The 11,883-nt window shown below is 60.3% G+C and carries 11 protein-coding genes; 5 read left to right on the forward strand and 6 right to left on the reverse strand.

What is annotated here, in order from left to right; genetic code table 11:
- Positions 1-336: hypothetical protein (locus BV911_RS19825; protein ID WP_205963892.1), on the forward strand; the 336-nt coding region annotated here is incomplete at its 5' end.
- 104 nt (positions 337-440) lie between these two features.
- A complete protein-coding gene (locus BV911_RS17485) occupies positions 441-2,423 on the forward strand; it encodes a TniQ family protein (RefSeq protein ID WP_168184128.1) in 1,983 nt (660 codons plus the stop codon).
- A gap of 492 nt (positions 2,424-2,915) precedes the next feature.
- Here the strand turns inward: BV911_RS17485 and BV911_RS17490 are convergent, their stop codons facing one another.
- On the reverse strand, positions 2,916-5,204 hold the full coding sequence (locus BV911_RS17490) for an adenosylcobalamin-dependent ribonucleoside-diphosphate reductase (protein WP_086054872.1): 2,289 nt from the start codon (positions 5,202-5,204) through the stop codon (positions 2,916-2,918).
- 91 nt (positions 5,205-5,295) lie between these two features.
- On the opposite strand from BV911_RS17490, the gene BV911_RS17495 reads away from it, so the two are divergent.
- The gene (locus BV911_RS17495) at positions 5,296-5,727 is read left to right on the forward strand and encodes a DUF1489 family protein (RefSeq protein ID WP_086054873.1); all 432 of its coding nucleotides are present in this window, start codon (positions 5,296-5,298) and stop codon (positions 5,725-5,727) included.
- A 104-nt stretch (positions 5,728-5,831) separates the two neighbouring features.
- On the opposite strand, the gene hisG is transcribed toward BV911_RS17495, so the two are convergent.
- Genes hisG through hisS form a run of 3 tightly spaced genes read right to left on the reverse strand, consistent with a single transcriptional unit; the run spans position 5,832 to position 9,145 of the window.
- Positions 5,832-6,533: an ATP phosphoribosyltransferase gene (gene hisG / locus BV911_RS17500; RefSeq protein ID WP_086054874.1), complete on the reverse strand. Its 702-nt coding sequence runs from the start codon at positions 6,531-6,533 to the stop codon at positions 5,832-5,834.
- Positions 6,530-7,648 carry an ATP phosphoribosyltransferase regulatory subunit gene (locus BV911_RS17505; RefSeq protein ID WP_086054875.1) on the reverse strand — a complete coding sequence of 373 codons (1,119 nt, stop codon included), beginning with the start codon at positions 7,646-7,648 and terminating at the stop codon, positions 6,530-6,532. Before BV911_RS17505 ends, hisG begins: the two co-directional genes overlap by 4 nt.
- Positions 7,649-7,651: 3 nt before the next feature.
- On the reverse strand, positions 7,652-9,145 hold the full coding sequence (gene hisS / locus BV911_RS17510; protein ID WP_086054876.1) for a histidine--tRNA ligase: 1,494 nt from the start codon (positions 9,143-9,145) through the stop codon (positions 7,652-7,654).
- Positions 9,146-9,285: 140 nt separating this feature from the next.
- On the opposite strand from hisS, the gene BV911_RS17515 reads away from it, so the two are divergent.
- Both BV911_RS17515 and BV911_RS17520 read left to right on the forward strand, forming a co-directional pair.
- Positions 9,286-10,404: a hypothetical protein gene (locus tag BV911_RS17515; RefSeq protein ID WP_086054877.1), complete on the forward strand. Its 1,119-nt coding sequence runs from the start codon at positions 9,286-9,288 to the stop codon at positions 10,402-10,404.
- The gene (locus BV911_RS17520) at positions 10,401-10,616 is read left to right on the forward strand and encodes a SlyX family protein (RefSeq protein ID WP_086054878.1); all 216 of its coding nucleotides are present in this window, start codon (positions 10,401-10,403) and stop codon (positions 10,614-10,616) included. The genes BV911_RS17515 and BV911_RS17520 overlap by 4 nt, the downstream gene beginning before the upstream one ends.
- 163 nt (positions 10,617-10,779) lie before the next feature.
- Here the strand turns inward: BV911_RS17520 and BV911_RS17525 are convergent, their stop codons facing one another.
- Positions 10,780-11,448 carry a hypothetical protein gene (locus tag BV911_RS17525; RefSeq protein WP_086054879.1) on the reverse strand — a complete coding sequence of 223 codons (669 nt, stop codon included), beginning with the start codon at positions 11,446-11,448 and terminating at the stop codon, positions 10,780-10,782.
- Between the two features lie 82 nt (positions 11,449-11,530).
- The coding region (locus BV911_RS17530) for a transposase (RefSeq protein WP_139840109.1) at positions 11,531-11,883 on the reverse strand (353 nt) is incomplete at its 5' end.

Below are 11,883 nucleotides of genomic sequence, written 5' to 3' on the forward strand. Positions count from 1 at the left end.
CCTGCGCCATCCAAAACCATCCGCACGGCACGTTCGCGCACTTCAGGTGAATATTTGTTCGTTGTTTTGTTCATGATGCTCCATCCTACTCATGAGTTGGAGCCTCCGGCAAACCTGGCGCGGTTCACCCAGCGACAAGCGGATACCCTGACTCAAATGACGTACCAGCGCCAAACAGAAAACCAAGATTGTCGATGCTTGTTCCCGTCTTTGGGACGAATTCTTCAATACTCAAATCTGTACTTCTCAAAATTAAACGGGGTAATCACTCTCAATCCAAAGTTGCACACGTTGCAGGATATCACCAGCCACAGCAGCGTCTTTTTGTATAGCTGAATTCTCAGTCGAATGACTGCTAACGCATCGAAACTTGCTCGATATGCCCGCCGCAGCGAATGACCGGATCCCGCCCCCCTTTCCAGGTGTCGCGTAGCGAAGTCATGACCTCTGCCCGCAGGGTCCGTTCGAGTCGCCACAACACATTGCGCTTGTCTGGCTCCATTTTCTGGGGAACGATCTCGGCAAGTATCATTTTGGCCGGATTCGTATTGAAAAACTGTAAGCCATCCCCCCTTCCGTTGTACGTTGATCTGCGAGCCCGTGAGATTCCGGCATCCTTTATGGCGCGACTGGCAAATAGAAACGGCGTGACAACACGCGATTTCGCCCGCGACCTAGGCATTGATTTCTTCGGGGTCTGCTACAATAAGCAAGACGCCATTGAGCGTTTGGCGGCCTTTGGCAACGTACCCTGTGCCGCGTTACTGCGCTGGACGCCGGTACGCCCCGCAGCGCAAAATGCTCACATGAATGGACAAACCTTCTCTCGCCTTTCGTTTTCGGTCGGGCAGATGCGGGCCTGCCCTGCCTGCCTCCGCACTCATGCTGTGACCGGGGAAGGTTCGGCACATGGTCAAATGTCGTTCTACGGTCACTGGCAGTTGCGCCATGTTTCGCTCTGCCTGACACACAATCTTCCGTTGGTGACCCTTTGGTCAGACAAGGTCCAGCATCGTCGCCTCGACATTGGTCTGCATCTTGCGGAATTGGCCGACGATATCCTGACCGGCACGTTTGATCGCCAGGAAAGGACCGCGACAGACTTTGATATATGGCTGGAGAACCGCTTATCCGGACGCACCGATCAGACTTGGCTGCACCGATTTGCAACAGGAGAGGCTGCGGACCTTTGCACCTGGTTGGGAGAAGCAGTCACGAAGGTTGAACCGCAAGATTTCGACCCGTCTGATCCGGACAACCTCTGGAGAATTACTCAGCTAGGCTATGCGACGGCCTCAAAAGGCGGCGCACCGGTCACCCGAGTACTTGAGCGCTTACAGGCAGAATTCGGGTCTGCTCGGGCAGGACCGAAGCAGGTTCTGGACAGCTTTTACACGATTTTAGGTACCCCAGGCAGCAAGAACACCCGGCCCACTTTGCGCGAGTTCATCCGCTCTCATATCATAAACCATTGGCCGCTCGGACCAGGCGATAACTTGTTCGGCGAGCCGGTCACGACACGCAAACTGCATTCGATTAGAACTGCCGCGCGTGAAACTGGAATTGACCAGCGACGTCTTGGAAACTTGCTAGCGCAGGCTGGGTTGGTGCCTCCGGCAGGCAACCGCCCGGATGACAATGAGACACTTTTTGACGCTGCAGCAAGCCGTGGACTAATTGATGGCCTAGCCAACAGCGTTGGGGCGCAGAGCGTTCAAACTGCCCTTGGTATATCCCGGTCTCAGTTCGCTCTTCTGCGCAAGGACGGCTATTTTGAACCCCAACTGGATGGCACTGGCGCGAAACCGGTCTGGGATCTAAGTGCCGGGCGCGCTCTACTCAACAGCTTTCTTAAGAACGCTATTCCGGTCGCAACTAACGACAATGATTGGGTTGGACTGGCCCAAGCGGCGCAACGCCTGAAGATACGGCCCGGAAAAATTCTTAACTTGGTGCGCAACGGTCGTTTTAACCAGCTCGGCCGAGTGACCAACGGGATGATGTATTCAGACCTGCGTGTAAGGATTGCCGATGTGAAACCGCTTCTGGAATATTCGGCGTCCCCAGGCCTCACGTTAACGGATTTCAAACAGGCGACGCACGTTTCTCTTCCTCTGGGGGCGCGTCTTGCGCGTGCAGGAATAATATCATCCTTCGAGGCACCTCAGAAACTTACGCGTCTACCCCAGATCTTTGTGACACAGGCAAGCATAGACGAGTTCAATGCCAAGTTTGTCGCAAAATCTGCATTGCGACATTGGCTTGGTCTGAACCACTATGCCATAACTAAGCTCGTAAGAACCTTCGGTTTAGAAGGCGCACCGCAAATTCCAGCTCGCCCAGGCACCGATGTCATCTTTGAGTGGACGGAAGTTGAAAAAAAGCTGTTTTGCCGCTGGCCCCCAGCTTCGAATGCCGACTGATCTGCGTGAGAGCGCTCGCAATGCCTATTGCGCGGATAAATTCAGGTTCGCCTGCTGACTTGTTCAATCAAACCCTTCGTCGCAATTTAACGCCCCCAAATACGGAAACAGGAGCCAACTATCCCGCTTAGGATAGTCCTGGAGCTTATTCACCACGTTAAAGCTAGGATCGGCCGGTATCGAAATTTATAAGCATGGCAATTTCAATAGCGATTCAACGTCACAGCAAGAGCGGGTGCACAACCCACTCTTGCCATATAAAAAATTAACTTCTCTCACGTGGTATCGTCAAAACTTCAGCTCATTTTGACCGCTCAGACATCCAAACGTTCACTTCTGCGCGCAAAACAACAGTTCTCAGAGGGACAACGGCCTTTGGGATTAACCCGCCCTGTTATGCCTGCCCCACTCACATCCTTAAGGAAAAGAGATGCTGTGAAGTTCAGAAAAGTCATGGTGTGACTGACAATCTGACTTCAACAAGGCTTCTCCCTACCCGCACTTTGAGAACCCGCAGTTCGCACACGTCATACACCCTTCGACCATGCGCATTTCAAAACTGCCGCAACTGGAACAGGATTTGCCGCGCTTCTGAGGAATTACGCTGACCTCAGCATGTGGATCACTTTTCAGGCCCTGCCCCTCACCTTCGATGAAGCCAATTTCGACAAAGTGGCGCTCGATGACCCCACCAATCGCCGCAAGGATCGACGGAACGTACTTGCCTTGCATCCATGCCCCACCACGGGGATCGAAGACCGCTTTCAATTCTTCAACCACAAAGGACACGTCGCCACCGCGCCGGAAGACGGCACTGATCATACGAGTCAGCGCCACGGTCCAGCTGAAATGCTCCATGTTCTTGGAATTGATAAAGATTTCAAATGGCCGCCGGTGACCACTGACGACGATGTCGTTTAAGGTGATATAAATCGCATGTTCGCTGTCGGGCCATTTCAACTTATACGTCGCGCCTTCCAGCGCTTGCGGACGATCAAGCGGTTCGGTCATGTAGACAATGTCCGCATCCGGCACCTGCGCCGCAGTCGGCCCAGCGTCCGCTTCAGATTTCGCAGGTGCTGCCGGTTCCGAAACGCTCAACACCGATCCCGTCACATCGTTCGGGCGATAGGTTGTACAGCCCTTACATCCCTGATCCCAAGCGGCCATGTAGACTTCTTTGAAATCACTAAAGCTGATATCTTCCGGGCAGTTGATGGTTTTCGAGATCGAACTGTCCACCCATTTCTGGGCGGCTGCCTGCATACGAACATGGTCCAGCGGCGCAAGGGTTTGGGCGTTCACGAAATAATCGGGAAGGACCGCGTCGCCGAACTTTTCGCGCCACATCTGCACCGCGTAATCGACCACCTCTTCCTCGGTGCGCGAGCCGTCTTTCTGCAGCACTTTTCGCGTATAGCTATAAGCAAAAACCGGCTCGATCCCGGACGAGACGTTGCCCGCGTAAAGACTGATCGTGCCGGTTGGCGCGATAGAGGTCAGCAGCGCGTTGCGAATACCGTGGGTCTTAATTGCCGCCCGAACGTCGTCATCCATCGCCTGCATGGTGCCGCTGGCCAGATAGCCCTCGGCGTCAAACAGTGGGAAAGCGCCCTTTTCGACTGCCAGATCGACCGACGCCAGATACGCGGCGCGCGCGATGGCATGCAACCAGCGATCAGTCTGACGCGCCGCTTCTTCCGATCCATAGCGCTGCCCGACCATCAACAACGCATCGGCCAGCCCAGTCACGCCAAGCCCGATCCGGCGCTTCGCCCGGGCCTCGGCGGCCTGCGCGTCCAGAGGAAACCGGCTGGCATCCACGACATTGTCCATCATCCGCACCGCGGTGCGCACCAACTTGTCAAGCGAGTCTTCATTCAGCCCAGCCGTCGCCTCGAACGGATCCGAGACCAGTTTGGCCAAATTGATCGATCCCAGCAGGCAGGCACCATAGGGCGGCAGAGGCTGCTCGCCGCAAGGGTTCGTTGCTGCGATCGTCTCACAGTAATTCAGATTATTGGCGTCATTGATCCGGTCGATAAAGATCACGCCGGGCTCGGCATAATCATAGGTGGACTGCATGATCCGGTCCCAAAGATCCCGGGCCTGAACCGTGCGATAGACCGTGCCGTTAAACACCAGATCCCACGGCTTGTCGGCCTTGACCGCCGCCATGAACGGGTCCGTCACCAAAACACTGAGATTGAACATGCGCAGTCGGGCGCTGTCCGACTTTGCGGTGATGAAGGCTTCTACATCTGGATGATCACAGCGCATGGTCGCCATCATCGCGCCGCGGCGCGATCCAGCGGACATGATGGTGCGGCACATGGCATCCCAGACATCCATGAAGGACAGCGGGCCGGACGCGTCGGCGGCCACGCCGCGGACGGGGGCGCCACGGGGGCGGATGGTGGAGAAATCATAGCCGATTCCGCCGCCTTGCTGCATGGTGAGGGCGGCTTCTTTCAGCATCTCGAAGATACCGCCCATGCTGTCGGGGACCGTGCCCATAACGAAGCAGTTGAACAGCGTGACCGAGCGTTCCGTCCCGGCCCCGGCGGTGATGCGTCCAGCGGGCAAGAATTTGAAATCCTCAAGCGCCTGATAGAACGTCTCTTCCCAGTCCGAGGGCTTTTTCTCGACCGACGCCAACGATGTGGCGATGCGGCGCCAGCTGTCTTCGACAGTGGCGTCGATGGGGGCACCATCGGCATCCTTGAACCGGTATTTCATGTCCCAGATGGCTTCGGCGATCGGGGTGGTAAAGCGGCTCATGGTTCGGTCCTCGGAACAAAAATCAAGAGGTTCAAACTAGCTTGCCATGCGCCTCAGTTCAACTAGATATAGAGGGTCTGAGAGGGTAAAAATGAAAAAGCACATAAATCTGGTAAAGCTCTGTGTCGGCGCAGATCAGGTTGAAGACCTGATTATCTGGCAAAATCAGAGGGCTGCGCTGGACCCGGGCGCGGCCCCGCGCCACGTCACGCGGATGTGGCCGAAGCGATCAGATGAGCTGTTGGCCGGCGGGTCGCTTTACTGGGTGATCAAGGGCGCGATTCTGGTCCGGCAGCGGATCATCGGACTGGACGAGGTGGTGCGCGAGGACGGCATTCGGCGCTGCGGGATTCGGCTGGATTCGGACCTGGTCCGCACCGCCGCCAGCCCGCGCCGTCCGTTTCAGGGCTGGCGCTATTTGAAACCAGAGGACAGCCCGCCGGACCTGCGCGAGGGCCGCGACAGCGACGACGCCCTGCCCCCAGAACTGCAATCGGCGCTGGCCGATATCGGCGTGCTTTAGGGCCAAATTCCGGTGTCGGACAATCGTCGGACTTTTATCGGACTTTCGTCGGACCGTTTGTCCGACGCGGCCTCGGGGCGCCCCGAGGTGGGGCCGGGGCGGCCTTAGTCGCGCCCGGCGTCAATGATGTGGGTGAGCGTGTTCAGGGTGGCGCGGGTTTCCGGCGTCCAGCACGCCGCGCGCGATTTGAACAGCGTCGCCTGACTTTTGTGGATCAGCCCGTCGGAGAGCACCCGCAGGTGATTGGCGCGCAACGTCTCGCCAGTCGAGGTGATGTCGGCGATGGCTTCGGCGGTCAGGTTCTTGACCGTGCCTTCGGTGGCACCCTGACTGTCGACGAGCTGATAGTCGGCCACCCCTTCCCGGCGCAGGAATTCGCGCACGAGGCGGTGATATTTGGTGGCAATCCGCAGGCGGAAGCCATGCACCTTCCGAAACGCAGCCGCGGCAGCATCCAGATCGGACACGCAATCCACATCGACCCAGCAGGATGGCACGGCCAGCACCAGATCGGCAAAGCCAAAGCCCATCGGATCGACCTCGATCACCTGATCATCCCAGACCGCCAGCTTATCGCGGACCAGATCAGACCCGGTCACCCCAAGGTGGATCCGCCCTGCCGCCAGTTCGCGCGGAATCTCGCCCGCGGACAGCAGCACCAGTTCAACCCCGTCAATGCCGCTGACGGCCCCGGCATATTCCCGTTCGGACCCGGTCCGTTCCAGCCCGATTCCGCGCCGACCAAACCAGTCAAAGGTCTTGTCCATCAACCGCCCCTTGGACGGCACACCCAGTTTCAGCGTCATGATCCGACCTCGTTCAGGTCTGCGTTTTGCGCCACGGCCAGAAGCACTTCGGGGCGAATCACGCCGCCCACCGCTGGAATGGTGCGGCCTTTGCCCAAAACACGGGTCAGGGCATCATAGCGGCCCCCTGTGGCCACTGGCGGCAAGTCACGGCGCCCGGGGGCCGAGAAGCCAAACACGAACCCGTCATAATATTCCATGGTGGTGCGGCCATAGGCGGCTTCGAAATCCAAGCTGTCCACATCAATATCCCGTGCGCGCAAGGCCGCGAGCCGCCGGTCAAGCCGCTGCACCGCCCCAAGGATCGCGGGCAGATCGACCGCGATGTCGCGCAGATGTTCCAGTGCGGCGGGGGCCCGTTCCTTCAGCGTCATAAGTTGCCCCAGCAGATCCACCTCGGAGGACGGCAGCGGCGGCAGCGCCGCATCGGCCTGCAACAGATCAAGCCGGGTTTGCACTTCGGCGGCGCTGCGCAATCCGATTTGCGGGCCGACGCCGCGCAGAGGATCCTTTCCCGCCGCCAGACGTTTGAGCAGCGCAGTCCGAGCTGTCGGTTGCGGTGCGGTCCCGGCAAAGCGGTCCAGCAATGCGCGGAACCTGCGGGGACGCCACACATGGCGCATCAGCGCGGCACGCCGTTCGGGCGAGGTCGACAGACCATTGATCGCGGCCGTCAAAATGCCGATATCGCCGGTGACCGGCTTGACGTCATAAGGGCGCAGCAATTGCGCGAAGGTTGCGAAGACATCGGCATCGGCGGCTTCGGGATCGCTGCCATCGAAAATCTCGAGGCCGACCTGCACATATTCGCTCGGCCGGTGCGGGTCATGTTCCTGCTTGCGGAAGACTTTGCCGGAATAAGTATAGCGGGCCGGGTCCACCTGCCCTGCCATGTGCAACTGCACCACGGGAACGGTGAAATCCGGGCGCAACATTTGCTCGCCGCGCAGCGGATCGGAGGTGACATAGGCCCGGGCCCGGATGTCTTCGCCGTACAGGTCCAGCAGCGTGTCAGCCGGTTGCAGGATCGCCGCTTCGATCACGGCGGCGCCAGTTGCCTCAAATGCGTTGCGCAGGCGCGCGGCTTCGGCGGTGATGTCAGTCAAATTGGGCATAGGTCAGGTCCGATCCAGCATCCGGCGCAGTTCGGCCACCAGATCGGCGCGCGGCACTTCGCGCTGCGCCGGTTGCGCCTTCCATTCCTCTAGGGTGGCCTCTTGCGCCAGCTCGGCCCCCAATTTCAGGTCCTTGAGCTGGACAACGCCGCGCTCGGCCTCGTCACTGCCTTGGATCACCGCCACGGGTGCGCCGCGCCGGTCGGCATATTTCATCTGATTGCCGAAATTCTTCGGATTGCCCAGATAGACCTCGGCGCGGATGCCTGCGGCACGCAGTTCGCCCGCCATGGCCTGATACGCGCTCATCCGGGCGCGATCCATGACCGTGACCACCACGGGACCGGCGGCCTCGGCCTCGATCCGGCCCTTGGCTTGAAGCGCGGCCAGCAAACGGTCTACACCGATCGACACCCCGGTGGCCGGGACCTCTTGGCCGGTGAACCGCTTGACCAGATCATCATAGCGCCCGCCGCCCGCGACCGAGCCGAACTGACGCGGACGCCCCTTGTCGTCGAGAATTTCGAAGGTGAGTTCGGACTCGAAGACCGGGCCGGTGTAATAGCCAAGGCCACGAACCACTGCCGGGTCAATCTCAATCCGGTCGGGGCCATAACCCTGCGCGAGGGCGAGATCGGCAATGGTTTCCAATTCGTCCACGCCGGTGCGGCCGGTTTCGGACGCCGAGACCAGTTCGCGCAGGCGGGCCACGGTGGCCGCGCCGCTGTCGCGCCGGGCCTGCATGAAGCCCATCACCACCTCGGCCTGATCGCCGGACAGCCCGGCGCCCTTGGTCACATCGCCACTGGCATCGGTACGGCCTTCGCCCAGAAGGGCGCGGACGCCGTCCAGACCCAGCCGGTCCAGCTTGTCGATGGCCCGCAGCACGATGCCGCGCTCTGCTGCGAATTTGTCGGGATCGGCGGGATCGAGGATGCCCGCGACCTCCATCACCCCGTTCAGCACCTTGCGGTTGTTCACCTTGACCACATAGTCGCCGCGGGCGATGCCCACCGCTTCCAGCGTGTCCGACAGCATGGCGCAAATCTCGGCATCGGCGGCGACGGTCGGGGTACCAACGGTATCGGCATCGCATTGATAGAATTGGCGGAACCGCCCCGGACCCGGCTTTTCATTGCGCCAGACCGGCCCCATGGAATAGCGCCGGTAGGGCGTCGGCAGATCATTGCGGAACTGGGCATAGACCCGGGCCAGCGGTGCGGTCAGATCATAGCGCAGCGCAAGCCAATCCTGATCTTCCTCTTGCCACGCAAAGACCCCCTCATTCGGGCGGTCGACATCGGGCAGAAACTTGCCCAGCGCCTCGACAGTTTCCACCGCTGAGGTTTCAAGCGGGTCAAAGCCATAGAGGCGATAGACCTCGGCAATGCGATCCAGCATGGCCTTGCGAGCCGTCACTTCGACGCCAAAATAGTCCCGGAAGCCCTTTGGGGTCACCGCCTTGGGACGACCTGGAGTCTTTTGTTTCTTGGCCATATCAGTTCCACCGGTTGCAGTCGCGGTTGCTCTATCGGATGGCACCGCGCGGGGCAACCCGGTGCCAGACCCTGCCCGGATGGTTTACCCGGTCGTTGGCTTCCTCTATCACGGATGAACCTAGTTGAGAGAGTGCCGCCATGGCAGACTGCGCCATCGTTCCCGTCCCTTATATCTGGCTGAAAGACGAGGCCGGGGTCCTGCGGGATTACACCCGCAGCCCGGAACATCTGAATCCGGTCTATCTGGACCAATATGACCGCAACACGCTGATCTATGACTGCGTCTGGCAACCGGCGCTGAACCGCCATGTCATCAACGCGCCGTTGCTGCTGAACCTGTGGGCGCCGTTCAAGGACAGCTTGCGCCGCGATGGGGCCCCGGTGCCGGGGATCAAGCGCAAGGTCTGGAAGCGGTCCGAGCAGATCACCATTCCCGGCCCCCCCGGCGCAATGCAGGTGCGCATCGGCGAGGAGACCTATCCGCTGATTGCGCGGGCGTCGCAAACCGACCGCTTTAAGGGCTTGAACTGCCTTGTCGCCCTGAACAAGGACAACCATCTGGAGTGGGTCCGCGATTGGGCCCGCTATTACGTGCAGCGGCACGGGGCAGAAGGCGTTGTGCTGATCGACAATGGCAGCACCGCCTACCCGCTGGAGGACCTTGCCGCGACCTTGGCCGGGGTCGAGGGGCTGAAACAGGCGGTGATCTATTCGGTGCCCCTGCCCTATGGCTCTATGGGAGGGCGGCGGCGGCGCGGCGAAAAGGGCGCCAAGTTCCTGCAATCGGCGGTGCTGAATATGGCGCGGTCCGATGCGTTGGCCCAAGCCCGCGCGGTGCTGAGCGTCGACATCGACGAAATCGTCACCGGACCAGAACCCGAAACCATTTTCGACGCGGCGGTGCGCAACCCGATGGGCATGATCACCTTCAAGGGCTTCTGGGGCTATCCCGAAAGCGCCGATCTGGTGCCGATCGGCCATGGTGCGCACCGGTTCCGCAGCGAACCGAGCCCGAAATGCAACCGCAAGTGGTGCATTGCCCCCGGCGGCCTGATCGGACGGCTGTTTCCGTGGGATGTGCATCAGGTGGGCGGCATCTTGCAAAATGTGTTTACCGAACAGACCCGGTTCACTCACATCCATTGCCGGGGCTGTTCCACCGGTTGGAAGAACAAACGCTTTGAATTTCCCGGTGGGCTGGTGCCCGACCCGGAACTGGCCGCGCTGATGGACCGCTATTTCAAGGACCCGACATGAGCAGCACTGAAGAGGCCGTCACCCGGCTGGAAGAAAAACTGGCCTATCTCGACCGCGTGGTCAGCGATCTGTCGGATGTGGTGGCGCGGCAGGATGGCGAAATCACCGTCCTGACCCGGCGGGTCCAGATGCTGCTTCAACGCGGCGCCGAGCAGGAACTGTCCGAAGGCGGCACCGTGCCGTTGGCCGATCAACGGCCACCGCATTACTGATGGCCGATCAACGGCCACCGCATTACTGATGGCCGATCAACGGCCACCGCATTACTGATGGCCGATCAACGGCCACCGCATTACTGATGGCCGATCAACGGCCACCGCATTATTAATGGCTGATCAACGGCCGGCGCAGTCCTGATTTAAAGCACCGGCGCCGTCACAGCACCCGCACCGACACGGCCAAAACATAGAACGGCACCTGCAATTCGGCCGCGCTTAGGGGGCGGGTGCGCCCTTCGGCCAGCGGATCGCGCACATCGGCCCTGACCATCCGCACCGCACCGCCGCGACTGGTCGCGGTGCGCACTTCGGTCAACACGGTGGGATGAGCGGCGGCGCCACAGATCAGCGGTTGACGTTTGAGCCGCGCCAGCACTGCCGGGATTGCCGCGGGATCGGAACCGGCGGCGTCTAGTGCCGGCAACTCGGTGATCTGCACCAAGAAGCCGCGCCCTTGGTCGTCGTGCCACTGGCCTGCCGCCGCGGCCAAGGCCGGGGCCTGTCCGCCCCCGCAGCCATCGCCCTGCCCATAGCGCGCCACCACCGACCGATGATCCAGATCAGCGCCATAGCCGCGCAACAGATAGGCTAGGCAACTGGCCCAAGCCATGCCTGAGCACGGCGCGGGCGGCATGACGGGGGTTACGGGAAACCCGGCGCTGCAATGGACCACCCCGTCCAAGCGAAAGCAAGCTTGCGAGGCCGCCGCGCCCGCCTGCGCCGCCCCGCCCAGCGCGCTGGCATGGACCGGACCCGGCGCCCATCGCAATGGCTGCGACACCACTGCCCCCGACAAGGCTAAGGCCAGCCATTCGCGTCGCGTCATTCCACCGTCTCTCCGCCGCGTTGTTGCGCCAGCCTTCGGTGTAGGCCCTGCGCCCTTAAGCACCGATTAAAGCGTTTCTGTTTTAACCTGAAACATATCCGGCGGCCTTGAAGTAGTTCCAGCATTCTTGAGGGTCGTATAGATCGCAGATTTTTCCGATGGCATCGAACACGTCGGTGAATGTCCTAGCCCCGATCCGGCGAAGATGGGCTTTCAGCTTGGAGAATGCCTGTTCGATGGGATTAAGGTCAGGCGAGTATGGCGGCAGGAAAAGGAACCAGCATCCATGCGCCCGCAGTGCATCTGCGGCCTCCTTGTTTTTGTGGGTCGCCAAGTTGTCCAGTATGACGACTGTTCCGGGCTCAATTTCTGGCACCAGAACTTCGCGTACATAGGCGGCGAAGGCAGGGCCATCCATGGCACCCTTTATGACCC

The sequence above is a fragment of the Pseudoruegeria sp. SK021 genome, assembly GCF_002119405.1.
Lineage (GTDB): Bacteria > Pseudomonadota > Alphaproteobacteria > Rhodobacterales > Rhodobacteraceae > Meridianimarinicoccus.